At 33.1% G+C, this 19439-nt stretch carries 16 protein-coding genes and 1 tRNA gene; 7 read left to right on the top strand and 10 right to left on the bottom strand.

The genetic code is table 11. The annotated features are described in order from the left end of the window. Window positions 1-6 precede the first annotated feature (6 nt). Both UEQ13_RS09230 and scpA read left to right on the top strand, forming a co-directional pair. On the top strand, window positions 7-1386 hold the full coding sequence (locus UEQ13_RS09230) for a methylmalonyl-CoA mutase subunit beta (protein WP_329806065.1): 1380 nt from the start codon (window positions 7-9) through the stop codon (window positions 1384-1386). A 219-nt stretch (window positions 1387-1605) separates the two neighbouring features. Then, window positions 1606-3726 (top strand): methylmalonyl-CoA mutase, encoded by a 2121-nt coding sequence (gene scpA, locus UEQ13_RS09225; RefSeq protein WP_329806064.1) that lies wholly within the window; start codon window positions 1606-1608, stop codon window positions 3724-3726. Between the two features lie 90 nt (window positions 3727-3816). Here scpA and UEQ13_RS09220 read toward each other — a convergent pair whose 3' ends face one another. The 5 genes from UEQ13_RS09220 to lpxD all read right to left on the bottom strand — a co-directional run bounded on the left by UEQ13_RS09220 (window position 3817) and on the right by lpxD (window position 9053). Then, window positions 3817-4779, bottom strand: coding sequence for a phytanoyl-CoA dioxygenase family protein (locus UEQ13_RS09220; protein ID WP_329806063.1), 963 nt, complete (start codon window positions 4777-4779; stop codon window positions 3817-3819). A gap of 90 nt (window positions 4780-4869) precedes the next feature. Then, window positions 4870-5403 carry a tetratricopeptide repeat protein gene (locus UEQ13_RS09215; RefSeq protein ID WP_329806062.1) on the bottom strand — a complete coding sequence of 178 codons (534 nt, stop codon included), beginning with the start codon at window positions 5401-5403 and terminating at the stop codon, window positions 4870-4872. Between the two features lie 145 nt (window positions 5404-5548). Then, the gene (gene prfH / locus UEQ13_RS09210) at window positions 5549-6235 is read right to left on the bottom strand and encodes a peptide chain release factor H (protein WP_329806061.1); all 687 of its coding nucleotides are present in this window, start codon (window positions 6233-6235) and stop codon (window positions 5549-5551) included. 1 nt (window position 6236) lies between these two features. Continuing rightward, on the bottom strand, window positions 6237-7628 hold the full coding sequence (locus UEQ13_RS09205; protein WP_329806060.1) for an RtcB family protein: 1392 nt from the start codon (window positions 7626-7628) through the stop codon (window positions 6237-6239). A 426-nt stretch (window positions 7629-8054) separates the two neighbouring features. Continuing rightward, window positions 8055-9053: a UDP-3-O-(3-hydroxymyristoyl)glucosamine N-acyltransferase gene (lpxD, locus tag UEQ13_RS09200; RefSeq protein WP_329806059.1), complete on the bottom strand. Its 999-nt coding sequence runs from the start codon at window positions 9051-9053 to the stop codon at window positions 8055-8057. 346 nt (window positions 9054-9399) lie between these two features. Here lpxD and UEQ13_RS09195 point away from each other — a divergent pair, with 346 nt between their 5' ends. Further along, window positions 9400-10107 (top strand): hypothetical protein, encoded by a 708-nt coding sequence (locus UEQ13_RS09195; RefSeq protein ID WP_329806058.1) that lies wholly within the window; start codon window positions 9400-9402, stop codon window positions 10105-10107. Window positions 10108-10109: 2 nt separating this feature from the next. Here UEQ13_RS09195 and UEQ13_RS09190 read toward each other — a convergent pair whose 3' ends face one another. Continuing rightward, the gene (locus tag UEQ13_RS09190) at window positions 10110-11012 is read right to left on the bottom strand and encodes a site-specific tyrosine recombinase (RefSeq protein ID WP_329806057.1); all 903 of its coding nucleotides are present in this window, start codon (window positions 11010-11012) and stop codon (window positions 10110-10112) included. A 187-nt stretch (window positions 11013-11199) separates the two neighbouring features. On the opposite strand from UEQ13_RS09190, the gene UEQ13_RS09185 reads away from it, so the two are divergent. The 3 genes from UEQ13_RS09185 to UEQ13_RS09175 all read left to right on the top strand — a co-directional run bounded on the left by UEQ13_RS09185 (window position 11200) and on the right by UEQ13_RS09175 (window position 15289). Then, window positions 11200-11487: a hypothetical protein gene (locus tag UEQ13_RS09185; protein WP_329806056.1), complete on the top strand. Its 288-nt coding sequence runs from the start codon at window positions 11200-11202 to the stop codon at window positions 11485-11487. A gap of 140 nt (window positions 11488-11627) precedes the next feature. Then, a complete protein-coding gene (locus tag UEQ13_RS09180) occupies window positions 11628-13769 on the top strand; it encodes a TonB-dependent receptor (RefSeq protein WP_329806055.1) in 2142 nt (713 codons plus the stop codon). A 2-nt stretch (window positions 13770-13771) separates the two neighbouring features. Further along, window positions 13772-15289: a PepSY-associated TM helix domain-containing protein gene (locus UEQ13_RS09175; protein ID WP_329806054.1), complete on the top strand. Its 1518-nt coding sequence runs from the start codon at window positions 13772-13774 to the stop codon at window positions 15287-15289. Between the two features lie 85 nt (window positions 15290-15374). Here the strand turns inward: UEQ13_RS09175 and UEQ13_RS09170 are convergent. The 4 genes from UEQ13_RS09170 to UEQ13_RS09155 form a co-directional block, all read right to left on the bottom strand. Further along, window positions 15375-15450: transfer RNA gene (locus UEQ13_RS09170), tRNA-His, on the bottom strand. A 75-nt stretch (window positions 15451-15525) separates the two neighbouring features. Continuing rightward, window positions 15526-16242: a bacillithiol biosynthesis deacetylase BshB1 gene (bshB1, locus tag UEQ13_RS09165; RefSeq protein ID WP_329806052.1), complete on the bottom strand. Its 717-nt coding sequence runs from the start codon at window positions 16240-16242 to the stop codon at window positions 15526-15528. A 42-nt stretch (window positions 16243-16284) separates the two neighbouring features. Then, window positions 16285-17355 (bottom strand): isochorismate synthase, encoded by a 1071-nt coding sequence (locus UEQ13_RS09160; RefSeq protein ID WP_329806051.1) that lies wholly within the window; start codon window positions 17353-17355, stop codon window positions 16285-16287. Then, window positions 17355-17780: a hotdog fold thioesterase gene (locus UEQ13_RS09155; RefSeq protein ID WP_329806050.1), complete on the bottom strand. Its 426-nt coding sequence runs from the start codon at window positions 17778-17780 to the stop codon at window positions 17355-17357. Before UEQ13_RS09155 ends, UEQ13_RS09160 begins: the two co-directional genes overlap by 1 nt. A 93-nt stretch (window positions 17781-17873) precedes the next feature. Here UEQ13_RS09155 and UEQ13_RS09150 point away from each other — a divergent pair, with 93 nt between their 5' ends. Then, window positions 17874-19433 (top strand): hypothetical protein, encoded by a 1560-nt coding sequence (locus UEQ13_RS09150; protein WP_329806049.1) that lies wholly within the window; start codon window positions 17874-17876, stop codon window positions 19431-19433. Window positions 19434-19439: the final 6 nt, after the last annotated feature.

Here is a 19439-nt window from a genome sequence, read left to right as displayed (position 1 = left end):
CCTAAAATGAGTGCAACAAACTTATTCTCAGATTTTGAACCCGTTTCTTCCAAACAATGGAAACAGCAAATTCAATTTGAATTAAAAGGAGCCGATTATAACGAAACCCTAATTTGGGAAAGTCCAGAAGGCATCAAAGTGAAACCTTTTTATCATTCCGACGAAGAAATTACAACTTATACTTCCAATACTAAAGCGACAGAATTCACCATTTTGCAAAATATTTTCGTACACGATATTCAAATGTCGAACCGAAAAGCAAAAGACAGTTTAAGTCGCGGTGCAGAAAGTATTCGTTTTACCATCGAATCAGATAAAATTGAGATTGCGAAACTAATGGAAAATTTACCATTAGAAAACGTAACGTATTATTTCAATTTGCCTTTTCTTTCAACAGAATATGTAAAAACATTAAACGATTTCGCTTCAAAAAATACTGCTAATTTCACCATTCAAATTGACCCAATCGGACAATTAGCTAAAGACGGAAATTGGTTCGAAAACCTGAATCCAGATTTTGAAAAACTAATCGAAATCTCTAAAAATTCGTCAAGTGCATTCCTAAATATCCAATCTGGAATTTATCAAAATGCGGGTGCGAATATGGTGCAACAATTAGCTTACACTTTAGCACATGTTAACGAATATTTCAATAGATTAGATTTGTCAGATCGAGCGGAGTCGAGATTCCCAATCACAATTGAAGTAACAGTCGGAACAAATTATTTCTTCGAAATTGCAAAACTTCGTGCTTTACGTTTGTTATTCAAAACGTTAGCCGTAGAATACAATCATAATTTAGATTATCATATTATCGCAACGCCAACAAAACGTAACAAAACCTTATACGATTACAACGTAAACATGTTACGTACAACGACAGAATGTATGTCGGCAATTTTAGGTGGTGCGAATGCAGTTTCAAACTTAGCTTACGATGCGATTTATCACAAAGACAATGAATTTGGTGATAGAATTTCACGTAATCAATTATTAGTTTTAAAAGAAGAAAGCTATTTCGACAAAGTCAACAATCCTTCGGATGGTGCGTATTACATCGAAACTTTAACAGAACAATTAGCAGAAAAAGCGTTAGAATTATTCAAAGAAATTGAAGCAAATGGTGGTTTCATCACACAATTGATTGAAGGAACAATTCAAAGAAAAATTTCAGAAAGCGCTCAAAAAGAACAAGATTTATTCGATTCTGGTAAAGAAATCTTACTAGGAACCAACAAATATCCGAATCCAAACGACAAAATGAAACACGATTTAGAATTGTTTCCTTTCGTAAAAACAAAAGATAAAAAAACGCTAATCGCTCCAATTATCGAAAAAAGACTATCGGAAAAATTAGAACAAGAACGTTTAGCTCTAGAAGAATAATTTGGAAAATTTTTTCATCATTTCTTGGTTACTTTCAGGTATTGGAATAGTCTTCGGATTCGTTTACTTGACAATTGGAATAACATATAAGAATCGAAAAAAAATTTCAATAGCAATAATAAGTTTAGCATTAGGAATAGCATTTTATTTTTTACCTTATTTCTTTATATTAAAAGATTTAAAAAAAGCATTAAAATTACATTTATAGTGATTTAAAAAATGAGAAAAAACATACAACATATTAAGTTAGAAGTCGGAAATCAGAAGTCAGAAGTGACAACTGAAGGCTTTATGACTGCCGAAAAAATCGATGTAAAACCAACGTACACTAAAGAAGATATTGCTGATTTAGAACATCTTGGTTTTGGAGCTGGTTTTGCACCCAACTTACGCGGACCCTACGCTACAATGTATGTACGCCGACCTTGGACCGTCCGTCAATATGCCGGATTTTCAACTGCTGAGGAAAGTAATGCTTTCTACAGAAGAAACTTAGCAGCCGGACAAAAAGGTTTATCAGTTGCCTTCGATTTAGCGACACATCGTGGTTACGATTCAGATCATATTCGTGTGCAAGGTGATGTTGGAAAAGCAGGCGTTGCCATTGATTCTGTGGAAGATATGAAAATTCTTTTCGATCAAATTCCACTAGATGAAATGTCGGTTTCTATGACTATGAACGGTGCGGTTTTACCAATTATGGCATTCTACATCGTAGCTGCTGAAGAACAAGGTGTAGCTCCTAACCTATTATCAGGAACCATTCAAAACGATATTTTGAAGGAATTCATGGTGCGAAATACGTACATTTATCCACCAACACCTTCTATGCAAATTATTGCGGATATTTTCGAATATACGAGTAATAATATGCCAAAATTCAACTCGATTTCTATTTCAGGATATCACATGCAAGAAGCGGGTGCAACGGCCGATATCGAATTAGCCTACACACTTGCCGATGGTTTAGAATACATCAGAACAGGATTATCAACTGGTATGAAAATTGATGAATTCGCCCCTCGCCTATCTTTCTTTTGGGCGATTGGAATGAACCACTTTATGGAAATTGCCAAAATGCGCGCCGGTCGTATGCTTTGGGCAAAACTATTGAAGCAATTCAACCCAAAAGACGAAAAATCATTAGCTTTACGTACACATTGCCAAACTTCGGGTTGGAGTTTAACCGAACAAGATCCGTTTAATAACGTGGCTCGTACAGCAATTGAAGCGGCTGCGGCTGCATTTGGAGGAACTCAATCTTTACATACAAATGCATTGGATGAAGCCATTGCTTTACCAACTGATTTCTCTGCTCGAATTGCTCGTAATACACAAATTTTCTTACAAGAAGAAACCAAAATTTGTAAAACGGTTGATCCTTGGGCAGGAAGTTATTATGTAGAAAGTTTAACGGCTGAAATTACAGAAAAAGCTTGGGCGTTAATTGAAGAAGTGGAAGCGCTTGGCGGAATGACAAAAGCTATTGAAGCCGGAATTCCGAAATTGCGTATTGAAGAAGCCGCAGCGCGTAAGCAAGCACGTATTGATAGCACACAAGATATTATTGTGGGTGTGAACAAATACCGATTAGAAAAAGAAGATCCGTTACACATTTTAGATGTGGATAACGATATGGTGCGCAAGCAACAAGTAGCACGATTAGAAGAAATAAAAGCTAAACGTGATACTGAAAAAGCTAAGAAAAGTATAGAAGCACTTACAGAATGTGCGAAAACTGGAAACGGAAATTTATTAGCTTTAGCAGTCGAAGCTGCAAGAAATAGAGTAACTTTAGGAGAAATTAGTGATGCTTTAGAAGTTGTTTTCGGACGACACAAAGCGCAAATTAAATCGATAAGTGGTGTGTATAGTCAAGCGATAAAAAACGATCCAAGTTTTGAAAAAGCCAAACAATTAGCCAACGACTTCGCCAAAAAAGAAGGTAGAAGACCAAGGATTATGATTGCTAAAATGGGTCAAGACGGACACGACCGTGGTGCAAAAGTGGTTGCCACAGGTTATGCCGATGTAGGTTTTGATGTGGATATTGGTCCATTGTTTCAAACTCCTGCCGAAGCGGCGAAACAAGCCGTGGAAAATGACGTACACATTCTAGGCGTTTCCTCATTAGCAGCTGGACACAAAACCTTAGTACCACAAGTAATTGAAGAACTAAAAAAATACGGCCGTGAAGACATTATGGTGATTGTAGGCGGAGTTATCCCAGCACAAGATTACCAATATTTATTTGACGCCGGAGCCGTTGCCGTTTTTGGCCCTGGAACTAAAATTAGTGAAGCGGCGATTAGTATTTTAGAGGTTTTGATTGAGGATTAAACATATTCAAACCTGACAGGTTTGTTAACTATATAAAACACCAGCAGAAATGTTGGTGTTTTTTTATGTTTGACTTTAATTCAAAAAACCTCAAATCCATTCTTTAGCTTCTTCATACGTTTCGCTGATATAACTTAGATATTGCACCATTCTTGGTGATGTGCCGTAATTTGGAGTGGCGCAATGTGGTAAGGCTTGGTGCCAAATTACCATATCGCCAGCTGAAGCCGTAATTGGCTGAGGTTTTAACGTTGCTAAAGCATGAGCTCTTGGATGCACATCTTCAGGAACTTGTTGCATCCATGCAGTAATTTGATTATGAAAACCTGGTACACAATAAAACGCACCGTCTTTTGGTCCACAATCTGATAAGTAAATTAATCCTTGTAATCGAAAAGGAATGGGCAATTGTAAACTCACATCCCAATGCAAATCGCTTCCTTTAAAAGAATAATTTGGAGTAACGGGTGGATTAAAACTTACTTTATCAATCGTTTTATAAATAGCTTCCGACTGATACAATTGCTCAAAAGCTTTTCGTATTTTTCCTGAAGCTCTATTTTTTTCTAATAAAGGATGGTCAAAAAAATTAAGCATCATTCCGCGTTGTTCAGGATGATTTTGATACCAAGTTTCTGACTTTTCTGGATGCATTCCTAAAAATTCCCAAATAATCTGTTGCGTTGCCAAACAATCTGCTTTTGGAATAGCATTAGGTAGTATAATGTAACCATTTGTTTCGAAAAACTGTAAGTCATCTTTACCAAAAACATCCGTTTCTTGTGAAATCAACTGGACAAGTTTAGTTTCTTTTTCGCTAACCCAACTTTCAAAGGCTTCAATAGTAGGTTTTTCGTTATACAAATAGTGTAAAACCTCATCAATCCCAACGCCTCTTTTATACAAATATTCTATTTCTTGAGTCCAACCAAGAGTTGTTTGTTCTTGTGTTCCTAATATCCTATTCCTAAAAGAAAAAAGTAATTGATTGGTAGTCATTGGAAATAGTATTAAACGTTCCATCAAATATATCAAATTGACAAGTTGGTGCATTTAAAGATGTTTTGAAACGTAAATTTTCAGTCATGAAACTAGATATTAATAAAATATTATACAAAAAAACCAGCCCTAAAGCTGGTTTTCTTATTTCTTCTTGCCTTTTTTCTCCGATTTCTTTTTCTTCGATTTTTTCTTTGGCTTAAGTAAATCCTTTTTGGCTTTTAACCGGTTGGCTACTTCGTCAATTTCGTAAGTATCGTTAGCAAAAGAAGCTAATTTTACTTCTTTCATTAATTTTATTGCGCCTTTTATATCTTGTTGGCGTTCTAACAATTGTACTTTCTTTAATAAAATTGCCATTTTGTTAATGCCTTTAATCGTTAAGGCGAAGTCAATTAACTTGGAAGCATCTTCGTAATCTTCATTCAAAAGTAAGGTTTCCAAATAATACGGATAAACCGCTACGGCATCAATATTAATAGCCAATGCTTCTTGAAAATACGTTTTCGCTGCTTCATAATTTTGCAATTGCTCTGCTTCTATTCGTGCATACAAACACAAAGCAGTTGTGTTTTTCGCATCATAAGACAAGGCGTAATCCAAAGCTTCCGTTGTTTCTTCCAACGAATACGGATAATTATCCAAGGCTTGAAATAAGTATTTATCAATATTTTTCATGATATTTTATTTTTTGACAAAATCAATTTACCCCCTTAAAGTCCCCTCAAGGGGACAATCCTTCTATGAACTTTTTCATATTACATTTTCAGTTTTAAAACTTAAATGACTTATATGTTTAAATCCATTCATCTGGTTGCAATGATTAATCTAAATTTCTTAATTCGTTTTTTAATTGCTGTCGTACAGCTTTAAATTTCTTTTCTACTTTGAGTTTCTTAAAATCGGAACCTTCAAAAGTCCGAATAGGATTCCCACGTTCCACCGCTAATTGATTGGTCCACTGACTTTGAAATTGTTGTTTCAAAAGGTTCAATTGCGCTTCGTTTAGTTTGACTAACAAACGCTCAGTCGCCAATTTCTTATTCTGATGTTGCGAACGCGAATCCATACTCACCACACTAATTCCAGTTGGCAAATGTGTCGCCCGAATGGCCGAACTCACTTTATTCACATGTTGTCCACCAGCTCCAGAACTTCGCATCGCTTGATACTGAATGTCTTTTTCAGAAAAGGCACGAGATTGAATCGCATCTACTTCGAAAATCCCAATAAACCAATTACTGCGTTTGTGAAACTTTCTAAACGTACTTTTTCCAATCCATTGAATGCTTCCAACCCATGAATCCGAAAATTCAGTAGCATCTTTTCCAATAATTTGCACTATCGCCGAAGCTACAGTTCCATTTTCCTGACCTGCTTCGTGTTGCAAAACAGTTGCTTTCAATTGTAAAGCTTCTGCTTCTTGCAACACTTTTTTCAAGACTTGAGCCACCACCCAAGTACATTCCGCAGGTCCTCTTCCAGCCGTAATTTGAATTATCTTTTCCATCTTATCGGTCCATTCTAACAATTTTCGGTGTGAAAGTTCCTAACACATCTACTAATTCTGTTTGCAAATTCATCACTGTATTGATGTTTTTATACGCCATTGGTGCTTCGTCAATATTACCGCCGATTAAAGTCACGTCGTTATCTTTCAAGACTTTATTAATCTGACTTTGCGTAAAATTGGTTTTGCATTTCGCTCTCGAAAACAAACGCCCAGCTCCATGAGAAGCCGATTGTAAACTGTCTACGTTTCCTTTACCCATTACGATAAATCCTGGCGCCGTCATCGAACCTGGAATAATTCCCAATTGTCCTTTAGCCGCTGGCGTGGCACCTTTTCGGTGCACAATACATTCTTTACCATCCACCATTTCTTTCCATGCGAAATTGTGATGGTTTTCAATGGTTACTGCAATTCGTTTTCCTAACGCTTTGGCCAATCTTCTGTGAATGTCTTCGTGACACGCTTTAGCATACTCACCCGCTAAATTCATAGCTAGCCAATATTCTTGCCCGTCATGCGTATTCAAATCTAGCCATGCTAAATGCTGTACATTTTTGGGTAACGGACATTGTTTACTTGCTAAATATGTATAATGTTTCGCAATATTCGCACCCAATCCACGTGAACCACTGTGCGATAAAACCGCTATGTATTCTTTGGCTTCCAATTTCCATTCCGGTAAAGGATTGTCTAATTTAACTATTCCGAATTCCACAAAATGATTTCCTCCACCAGATGAGCCTAATTGTTTGTAGGCTTTGTCTAACAACTGTTTTACCAATGGAATTGTTTTAAATTCGTCTCTGTAAAACACTTCGTGATCGGCTTTTATTTTATGCGTTTCACTCATTCCGAATTTGGTATTGTCTTTCAAAATCGCTTGCAATTGATGGTCTTTTCCTTTGAAAAAAGACGCTGGCAAATCGAAAATAGATAAGCTCATTCTGCAACCAATATCTACTCCAACGCCATACGGAATTACCGCATTGTCTGTGGCTAAAACGCCGCCAATTGGCAATCCATAACCGTAATGTGCATCGGGCATTAAAGCACCTTTGACAGAAATTGGTAATTTTAAAGCATCATATAATTGAAACTTCGCTTGTTCGTCAATTTCGTTTTCTCCAAAGATGGAAAAAGGTGCTCGAGTCGTTTTCAATTCGTTGAATTTTACTTGAACCGGATTGACTAAACCTTCCGCGACTTTTCCCCAAGTGCCGTCTCCTTTGAATTTTTCTGGATGCAGCAATACTTGTTTCGCTTCGGTTAAAATACTTTCCTTTTTTTCTCTTTTTCGATATCTATTAATTTGCCCTAAAGCAATGTTTATGGCATTATTTTTTGGGAAGCCTAATTTGATTAAGTCTTTCCCAGAGAGTTTATTTCCCATGATTATTTTAAAAATGATTCCTAACAACGAGCTTAGACCTACCAAAAAGGCATAGCTATAGCGCATTGTAATATTTTGAATACGTTCCGGGAAAGTTTTTGAAGGTTCTAGAATAAACAAAAAAAAGCCCGAAACTAAATGTCTTCGGGCTTTTTCATATATGTTGTTTTATCTATGATTGTGTGAAGCCACGAAGAAGAGCCACATCAGTTCCAACTGACGCAAAGCTTTGAGGTAATGATTTAAATACAAACATTTTTCTTCGTTTAAAAGGTTATTAATTTTCTGATGCAAATATTTATTTTATTTTTTATATTTTCCTAATAAAAAATACGATTTTTTTGAAATTATTTTTTTTCCGTTATTCAAAAAACTGATTATCAGTAACTTAAAAACCAATACAAAAATGAGATTTTTCTTATTTTTTTACTTATTAGAGTCTCTAACTAATCTTTTCAAAATTGCCCATTGTTTTAAAGCATCTCTAGCTTCTACAGCTGGATAACCTAACATAACTTTTCCTGCAGGAATATCGCCAGTAACTCCAGAACCCGCGCCAACAATAGCGCCATCGCCAATTACGGTGTGGTCTTTTATAGAAGCGCTTCCGCCAATAATTACTCCATTTCCTAAAGTTACAGAACCGGCTAAACCAGAATTTCCTGCCATAATACAAAATTTACCCAATTTACTATTGTGACCAATTTGTACTAAGTTATCTATTTTACAACCATCGCCTAAAACAGTAGAACTAAATTTTCCTCTATCTACACAAGAATTTGCACCAATTTCAACACCGTTTCCGATGATTACATTTCCGATTTGTGGAATTTTCACCAACCCTTTTTCAGGATCAGGACGAAATCCAAAACCATCTGCACCAATTGTTGCATTTGGATGTAAAATACAATGACTTCCAATATGACAACGCTCACGAATAACTGTTCCCGACCAAATTGTAGTGTTATTTCCGATAGTACAGTCGTCTAAAATGGTAACGTTTGGATAAATAATTACGTTTTCGCCAATTTGAACATTTGGACCAACATATGTACCTGCTCCAATTTTTGTATTATTCCCAACACTTGCGGAAACATCAATAACTGCCGTTGGATGAATATTTACAGCAAAAACAGGTGCTGGTGGTGCAAACATTTCTAAAACTTGTGACATGGCCAAATCAGCATTAGCGACTTTTATAAAGGCACGATTTTCACCTGGTTCAATAGCAATATCATTGTTGACTACGGCTACACAGGCGTTTGAAGTGACCCAAAATTTTTCGTATTTTTTATTTCCGATAAAAGAAATTTCTGTATTTTTTGCTTCTTCTAATTGTTCTGGAGCAGTGATTGAAGTGGTTGTGTTTCCAACAATTTCTCCTTTTAGAATGTGGTTTATTTCTTGAATCGTATAAGTCTTCATTTAAATTAAAGTTAATTAGTAGTAGTTTGAATGGATTAAAAATTTAAAATTCGTTAAAAATTTAAAATATTTCCCACAATCTACGCTAAAACTAATTAATATAAAATTTTTTAGCATTTTTACACAAAAAAAAACAAAAACAACACGCAATTATAACTTTAAAATTCACAAATATTTATTGAGATTTATAACTGTCAAAACATAGAGCAGATGCAATCTATCGATTAAATGATGCATTCATCGAAAATAATATTATTAAATTTATTTTTATAAGACCTTTGCAAAGTAAAACCCCCAAGTTTGCAATAATCAACTTACTATTTAATTAATAATATTAAACATAGTAATGAAAAAAATTAAATTATCATTTTTATTCGCCTTATTGTCAGTATTCAGTTTTTCTCAAGTAGGAATTAATACCACAAACCCAACAAAAGAGTTAGATGTAAATGGAGATGTTAGAGTTAGAGGTTTAGCTAATCCAAATAGCAAAACTGTTGCCGTTTACGCTAAACCAGATGGAACATTAGTAAATAGTTATTCTGATCCATCAGCACCAGGAACAAAATTTGTCGGATTTCTAAATTCCGATATTTTGTTAGATCAAGATTACAACTTTAAAGAGATTATTTTATCCAATGAATTAATAGATGTGAATAGTGAATACAATGGAACATCAGGAAAATATGCTCCTTTATACACTGGTTATTATAAAATATCAATGGATTTTGATATTGGAGACTATACTAGTGATGATTATGATTTAGATATTTTAATTGGACTTTGGGATTTCACAGATAATAACTGGGTTTTAAGAAGAACATTTAAACACAGAGATAACAACAGTGCTTCTATGACACCAGGAAGAAACGAGAGTTTTGGAATTTCAAATTATTTACAATTAGACAAAGGGCATACTTATGGATTTAGAATTTTTAGCGATTATGATTCATCAATCACTGGTGCTAATAGAAATGCTAAACTTAAATCCCAAAATAGTGGTTCAACCGGAAAATCACTTTCTACAAGTTTTTCAATAGAAAAAGTTATTTAATATTATTTTCCTCTTGGATGATAACTGTCCATCACTTCTGCTAAGAATTTTCTATCTAAATGCATATAGACTTCTGTAGTTGTGATGGATTCGTGACCTAGCATCAATTGTATAGAACGTAAATCGGCTCCATTTTCTAATAAATGCGTGGCAAATGAATGACGAAAAGTATGTGGAGAAATCGTCTTTTTTAAATCGATTTTTACCGCTAAATCTTTAATAATTGTAAAAATCATGGCGCGAGTGAGTTGTTTTCCACGACGATTCAGAAATAACGTATCTTCATGTCCTTTTTGAATAGGCAAATGACTACGAATGAAGTTTTTATAATTCAGAATTATTTTTTGAGTTGGTAAACCAATCGGTACAAAACGCTGTTTGTTTCCTTTTCCAGTAATTTTGACAAAACCTTCTTCGAAAAATAAATCGGAAATTTTTAGCGTTACCAATTCGGATACTCGTAAACCACAGCTGTACAAGGTTTCTAACATTGCTTTGTTGCGTTCACCTTCAGCCGAAGTTAAGTTTATCGCGTTTATCAGTAAATCGATTTCTTGAGTTGAAAGTGTATCTGGTAATTTCCTGCCTGTTTTTGGGACTTCAATTAACTCTAAAGGTGTGTCTTTTCGGTAATCTTCGAAAATTAAATAATTGAAAAAACTCTTTAATCCTGAAATGATTCTCGATTGACTTCGCGCATTTACTTGTGAGGAAATCGTATAAATAAACTGTTGCACTTGTTCATCGGTAATTTTAATTGGAGAAACATCTATATTGTTTTCAGACAAAAAACCAACTAATTTTTCAATATCAAAACTATAATTTTCAATCGTATTCGGAGACAATCCGCGTTCCAATAGCAAATAATTTTGATATTCCTTTATGTACGTATTCCAGTTTGGCATTAAGTATTCTGATAATTAATACAGAAACAAAAATAAGTAATTTTTTCCCGATAAAGTTTCTTTAATTTCCATTGATAGCCTATTTTTGCATAAAATTTCAATTCTGAAAAAAACAATTTCCATATTCATCTGTTTTTTACTCTTTTTGCCAGCAATTAGCAATTTTTTCGTTGTGATTAGTTTCAAAATGAATCAAGATTATATTGCCAAAACGCTTTGTGAGAAAAAAGAAGAAAAGGAAAATACCTGTAACGGACATTGTCATTTGAAAAAAGAATTGAAGAAAGTTTCAGAAACAGAAAATGACTCTAACCTTCCTATTTCATATAAAGAAAAAATGGAATTGGTATTTATTCAACCTGAATTTACCTTTACTTTCTACAATTTTCAAACTCCAAAATCTTCGTTTTCATTTTATATCGAAAGTGAAATTCCAACCCTAACAAATCGTATTTTTCACCCACCACTTTGTTAAAATTTAATTTTTAGAACGTTTATTTTTTATAAACTGATGTATCGAAATTTAATTTTAATCCCTTTCAGTAGAAAATTCTATTGAAACATAATCTTGTGCTATAATCGTCTCGAAAAAGAAGATTTTAGTCTAAACTTGCTATGAAAAACATTTATATTATCTTACTATTTTTAGTAGGAAACCTTGTTGTTGCGCAAAACTCAAAAAGCAACGACACAATTGCAAATACTATTGAAGAAGTGTTTGTAACGGCTAATAAAACTGAAACAAAAAAGGCGGAAATGCCCGTTGCCATTCATAAATTATCCAAGAAAACAATTGAAGAAACTAAAGCCACTTCCATGTACGAATTGGTTAATAAAGTTCCAGGTGCGATAATGGTCAACTTAGGTAACGAGCAACATTCTATGGCCATAAGACAACCTATGACTACCAATTCCTATTTTTTATATTTGGAAGATGGCTTACCTATTCGACCTTTAGGAATTTTTAATCATAACGCTTTGTTAGAAATTAATCAGTTCAATTTACAGAATATTGAAGTGGTAAAAGGTCCAACTTCATCTATTTACGGCCCAGATGCTATTGGTGGTTCTATCAATTTAATTTCGGTTAATCCGAGTTGGCATCCGAGTTTCAAAATTGGTTTACAGGCCGATCAATTTGGTTATAGAAATTTTGCTGGTTCTGGAAGTACAACTTTTGGAAAATTAGGTGTTCATGTTGCTGGTTTATATGCCGATCAGAAAGATTCATGGATGGCTTATTCTGATTATAAAAAAGCGAATATTAATGCGAAATTAGTTTATCAATTCAATAACAAAACAAAGTTAATTGGTACGATTTTCAACGGAAATTACAATTCTGATATGTTTGGAAGTGTAAATGAAAAAACATTTTATGATAGAAATTATACAAGTCAAACCGATTTTACTTATAGAAAATCCGAAGCTTTACGAACCAAATTAACTTTTGAAAAAGAATGGAACACTACCTCAAAAACTTCCATTACAACTTATTTTAGAGACAATAAATTAGGACAAAATCCATCATACGGAATTCGTTGGACAACTGGTCAAGCTACAGCAAAAGGAGAAGTAAACTCGAATAATTTTAAAAGTTATGGCGCTTTAATTCAGCAAATTCAAAACATAAATATCCTTAAAACAGAAGCAGTTGCTGGATTTTTATATGATTATTCTCCAATTAGTTATTATTCGAACCAAATTAATTTAAAAGCCAATTTAAATCCTGGCGGGCAAACGGTTTCTAGTTATGAAAATTTAGGTGAAAATGGTTTGAAATTAGCCGATTACGATTCGGAAGTAAAAAATGTTGCAGCCTACATTCAAACGAAAACTAAATTGAATCACGATTTAATTTTAACTTTTGGAATGCGACATGATATTATGGATTTGAGTTACAATAATTACTTGAACAACAGTAAAGGAAATCAGAAGTATGAAAGCACCACTTTTAAAGGCGGATTGAACTTTATCATCAATAAAAACGTGGGGTATTACATCAATTATTCCGAAGGATTTACACCACCTGGAGTCACTTCAATTTTCAGATTAAAACCAGGAACTGGAGGAAATACAGGAATTCCAGCTGATTTTTATTACAATTTAAAACCTGCTTTATTCAGAAACTATGAAATTGGTGGTTATGCGAATTTAATCACTAACAAACTGACGATAGATTATGCGTTTTACTTATTAAATGGTAAAAATGAGTTGTTAAACATTCGTCAAGCAGATAATTCTTTCGATTACCAATCGGCTGGACAAACCCGACATAAAGGTGTAGAATTTTCTTTGAATTATTACCATTCTAAGCAATTGCAATTTAGAGTTGGCGGAACAACAGCACAACATACTTTTGTAAAATTTGATGTGTCGGCAAAACCAACAGATGCGCTTAAAAACTTAGATGGATTTGAAATGCCTTCCGCTCCAAAATGGTCAGGAAATAGTGAAATTACTTATAAACCAAATTGGTTTCCAAACTTCAGAATTGCTGTGGAATGTCAGTATGTTTCTAGCTTTTACCAAGATCAAATTAACACTGTAAAATATGAAGGGTACACTATTTTTAACTCGAGATTAGGTTATAAATGGAGAAGTTTTGAGGTATTTACGAATATTTTAAACGCAACGGACAAATTATACGCATATAATGTAACGAGAGGAAACACGAGTAATTCGCAAGCAACATATACCGTGGCTGCTCCAAGAACTTTTATGTTTGGATTCCAATATAGTTTTGATTTAAAGAAATAATTATGAGAACAAAAGATTCAAAATTTAAAAAAAGATTGAAACAAAATATTTATAAATATCATAAATATTTAGCTTTTTTCACGATAATTCCAGTGATATTTTGGAGTTTATCTGGAATTATGCATCCTATGATGTCACATTTTTTCAAACCAGAAATAGCAAAGGAATATTTAGAAAATCAGAAAATTGATACGACAAAAATTAATTTTACATTAAAAGAAGTTTTAACTAAAAATAAAATAGAATCCATAAAAAACTTCCGAATTGTTAGTTTTAAAAACCAACAGTTTTATCAAGTTAAAAACAGTAAAAATGAATTCATGTATTTCAATACACAGACGTCCAATTTGCTTAAAAATGGTGACAATTTATATGCAGAATGGTTATCGAGATATTTTTTAAATGATAGTATTAGTAAAGTATCAAACCATATTGTTTTAACGGAATTTGACAATCAATATAAATACATTAATAGGTATTTACCTGTTCATAAAATTTCTTTTAATCGTAATGATGAAATGGAAATTTATGTAGAAACATCATCTAGTAAATTGGCTACTTTTAATCCCAAATCGCGTCAAGCCTTTATTTGGTTTTTTGATACGTTTCATAATTTCTCCTTTATAGAAAAAATTTCAAATGAATATGCCAGAATTATTTTAGTTGGCTTTTCGTCATTAATAATTTTATTGAGTGCTCTTAGCGGCTTAATTATTTATGGTTTATTCTGGAAGCAATTTAAAAAGATAAACACGACAACAAGCGAACTAAAAGCAAGAAAAAATCATAGAAAACTAGGGCTATTATTTTCCTTTTTCACGTTTGCTTTTGTTTTAAGTGGCTTATTTCATATTATCAAAAAATGGGAACCCAATACCATTACGTCTTTAGTTTATGAGCCAATTTTCAAAACAAAAAGTATTGATTTTGATATTAAGAAATTAAACTTAGATTGGAATGAAGATATCAATTTTGGCTTGATCAATTTTAATAACAAAACATATTTAAGAAGTAGCACTAAAAAAATAGAAAAAACTGACAATAAGGATTTAAAAAACAAACCAAAACCAAGTTACACCATTTCGTTTTACAATATCAATCAACTTAATAAACCAGAAGATTTAGATTTAAAATATGCTCAATTTTTAGTTACCGAATTAAACAAAGAACATCAATTTATAGATCGTAATTTATTAGAGGAAAGCAATCAAAAAGAAGTTGCTATTTTAAATGATTTTGATAAAAGAGAATATGGTTTCGTTAACAAACGTCTTCCTGTTACCAAAATCGCTTACAATACACCGGAAAACTATACTTTTTTCATTGAAACTAATACATCCAGAATTGCAGCAAAAGTAAATAATTATGACAGAGCTGAAGGGTATACTTTTGCATTATTTCATAAATTTTTATATTTAGAATGGGCAGGAAAATCAATACGAGATTTTGTAACCGTACTTACTGCATTATCAATTTTAGTAATTAGTATTATGGGATTACTAATCTTAAAGAGAAAGTAAATAAAACTAAAAAATCGTCCCGATATAATCGGGACGATTTTTTTTAGGCATAAAAAAAGCCTTACATTTCTGTAAGGCTTTTTTTGGGTGGAAGACCGGGTTCGAACCGGCGACCCTCGGTACCACAAACCGATGCTCTAACCAACTGAGCTACAACCACCATGTATGAATACGGGTGCAAATATAAGACTAAACTTGAAACTTGCAAAGAAAATTTAATAAATTTTACAACAATTTTACAACAAATCCCCTAAACTATTGACTGTCAAATATCTTTCCACAGTAAAACCTTCTGCATGTTCCACGCCAACTAACCGTCCTAAATCAACTGCACGATAAATCACACTATCTAAAAAGTTTTTAGAAGTAATTGGCGTTACTGGTTCCTTAGAATTTGGATCATAAAATTGTGTTTTATATGCTTTTACCGATTCCATTTTTACGTCCATAAACCCAGAAATATCAACAACAAAATCAGGCTCAATGTTTTGCCATTGTATGTAATGATATACTAATTTTGGTCGGTAATGCGTTTGTTTTTCGCCATTTAGCTCTGTTTCAATTTTTGATAAACCTGATAAAAAACAAGCGTCACTGACTAACTTGCTACCTTTTCCGTGATCGATATGTCTGTCTACAATGGCATTACACAACACAATTTCTGGTTGGTATTTGCGTATCATTTTGATAATTTCTATTTGATGTGCTTCGTCATTGATAAAAAAACCATCTCTAAAATTTAAGTTTTCACGAACAGGAACTCCTAAAATTTTGGCAGCTTCCGCAGCTTCGGCATCTCTGGTTTGAGCTGTTCCACGTGTGCCTAATTCACCACGAGTTAAATCGATAATTCCGACTTTCTTACCCAAAGAAATTTCTTTGGCAATTGTGCCTGAACAACCTAATTCTACATCGTCTGGATGTGCGCCGAATGCTAATATGTCTAGTTTCATGTTTCTGGTTTAAAAGGTATTAGTTTATGAGTTTAAAAGGTTTTACGAATAACATAAAACACTCAAAATCGTTTTGGCTTTATTTTCTGTTTCTATAAATTCTTTTTCGGCTTGACTTTCTTTTGTAATTCCGCAACCAACGTAAATATTGACTTTAGATTGATTTTTGAGATTGACATTGGTATTGGTATTGGTATTTACAAACTCGCAACATCTCAAATTTACGAATAAATTGGTTTGCTCATGCATTTGAAATTCGCCTAAAAAACCTGAATAATATTTTCTATTATAGTTTTCGTTTTCTAAAATAAAATTTCTGGCTGCTTCTAAAGGCATTCCACAAACTGCAGAAGTTGGATGTAAAGCGTTTATAATGTCAATTTCTGAAATATGATGCTTTAACTTTCCTGAAATATCTGATTTTAAATGTACTAAATTCCCCGCTTTTTGTGTGTACGAATCAGAAATTTTTAAATCTTCAACTAAATTTTCTGTTCGATTTTTAATATAATCTGTTACCAATTGCTGTTCTACAATTTCTTTTTCTTGCCAAGTAATAGCTGAAGAAAAAACTTGGGTTCCAGCTAAAGCAACTGTTTCAAAGGTATTGTTTTTAATTTTTGCTAATTGTTCTGGTGTAGCGCCCATCCATAAACCAACTTTCGGATGAAACCATAAATATCTAAATGCTGTTGGGTATTTTTTTAATAGTTTTTGATATGATTTTATAACATCAACTGATTGAGAAACTTCTATTTTACGAGATAAAACGACTTTTTTAAAGGTTTCTTTTTCAATTTCTGAAACACCATTTCTGACTAAATTTTCAAAAGAAATTTGAGTGTTTACATCAGATTTTGAATCAATATGGATTAAATTTTCCTCTATTTCAAGATTCATTTCTTCTTGAAAAATTTCTGAATCGGATAAAGGAAAAACTACATTTGTGTCATGGTAAAAACTTGCAAAAACAAAACCACTTTGATTTTCAAATACATTTAAAACAGCATCTTTTGGAAAAACACCACATAAAGTTGTTTCATTTGGCTTCGCATAAACTACAAAAGGCAATTGATTTTGAAAACTGAAAGTAGCTTTTTCTAATACATTCATTATCTTTCTCTTCTTGATAATACCATATTAGACAATTTACATAGAGAAATTAATTTGTCTTTTTCATCCACAATTCTAATTTCCCACAAATGAATACTTGCGCCTTTATGAACAATTTTTGCCGTACAATAAACCGTTCCTTCTCGCTTACTTCGTAAATGATTAGCACTGATTTCTATACCGCGAACTTCTTGTTTTTCTGGATTAATAAACATTAATGAAGCTGCACTTCCTACACTTTCAGCTAAAGCAACTGTAGCGCCACCGTGAAGTAAGCCCATGGGTTGATGCACTCTTGAATTGACAGGCATTTTCGCTTTTAAAAAATCTTCACCAGCATCAATATACTCAATTTCAAGCGTTTCCATTAAGGTGTTTTTAGACCATTCGTTACAAAGTGCTAAAAACTTTTCTTTATTAAACATAAATAGTTATTTTTACAAAGTTACAAATTTATATTTCGAATAAAAATATACCAAAACGAAGATTTTTTCGTTTTAAATAAAATTTAACACACTATGCGTCAATTCATACTTATACTTGGTTTAATTGCAACTTTTTCTTTCACTTCGTGTAGAAACGAGCTTGATTTTGAATCGAGTATTGGAACTTTATCATTTTCTAAAGAAACCGTTTATTTAGATACTGTTTTCACGAATATTGGATCGAGTACTTATACTTTGAAAGTTTACAATAACAGTAACAAAAATATTTCTATTCCGAGAATACGATTAGGAAAAGGACAAGCTTCCAACTACCGATTAATGGTAGATGGCGTTCCTGGAAAAGAGTTTGAAAATGTAGAACTTTTGGCAAACGACAGTATGTTTGTTTTTATTGAAGTGACTTCAGATGTTGCTGATGCTAATCCAACTGATTTTTTATATACAGATAGAATTGAATTTGGCGGTGCAACAGATTTTCAAAAAGTAGAATTGGTGACTTTAATTCAAGATGCCGTTTTTATTTATCCTGAAAGAAGTGGCAGTCCAAATAATTTCACATACGAACAAATTAATTTAGGGACAAATACCGATCCTGTAAACATAACAGGAACCAATTTAAGTCATACCGACGTTGTTAATGGTGATGAATTGCATTGGACCAATGATAAACCCTATGTAGTTTATGGCTATGCGAAAATTCCAGAAAACGAGACTTTAATCGTTGATGCTGGTGCGAAAGTTCATTTTCATGCCAATTCAGGTTTAATTGTTGCTGACGATGCGAGTTTGGATATAAATGGCGGATTAAGCACTTATAACACAGACGGTTCAGTTTTAGTCAACAACGAAGTGACTTTTGAAGGTGACAGACTAGAACCAATTTATGCAGAAGCAGCAGGACAATGGGGAACCGTTTGGTTTTTACCTGGAAGTAAAGCAAATAATATCACTAATTTAACTATAAAGAATGCAACAGTTGGAATGTTAGTTACTGGAAATGATGGCACTCCTACTCCAACTATTGATATGACAAATGTACAAATTTACAATTGTGCGAATGTGGGAATTTTAGCCCGAACTGGAAATATGACTGGTAAAAACGTGGTGATTAACAATTGCGGACAAGCGAGTTTAGCCTGCACTTTTGGTGGAAGTTATGATTTTACACATTGTACATTTGCTAATTATTGGAGTGCTCCAAGTCAAACCTGCTTGGTTATGGATAATGAAGATATAAATTCAACCACACCAACCCATTTAACTAATACTAATTTTAAGAATTGTATTTTTTATGGTTCGAGTAATTTAGGTATTTCGCTCGAAAAATTCGCTGGAACTTTCAACTACAAATTCGATAATTGCTTAATTAGATTTAATGATTTTAATAATCAATTTGGAAGTAATCCGCTTTATGCTTTTAACAATTCTGCACTATTTACGGGATGCTTAATTTCAAATAACTCCAACTCATTTAATCCAAAATTTAAAAACACGGATAAAAATAAACTTAACATATTACTGGGTTCATCAGTAATTGGAAACGCAAATTTAAGCTTTTCAAATTTTGCTGATATTCTAGGAAATTCTAGGGCAACCTCATCAGATATTGGGGCTTATGAATATTTACCATAAATTTCA

Origin of the sequence: Flavobacterium facile (genome assembly GCF_036321945.1) — a bacterium.
Taxonomy (GTDB): domain Bacteria; phylum Bacteroidota; class Bacteroidia; order Flavobacteriales; family Flavobacteriaceae; genus Flavobacterium; species Flavobacterium facile.
Note: the sequence above shows the minus strand (reverse complement) of the source record. Positions and strands in the feature narration are given on the sequence as shown.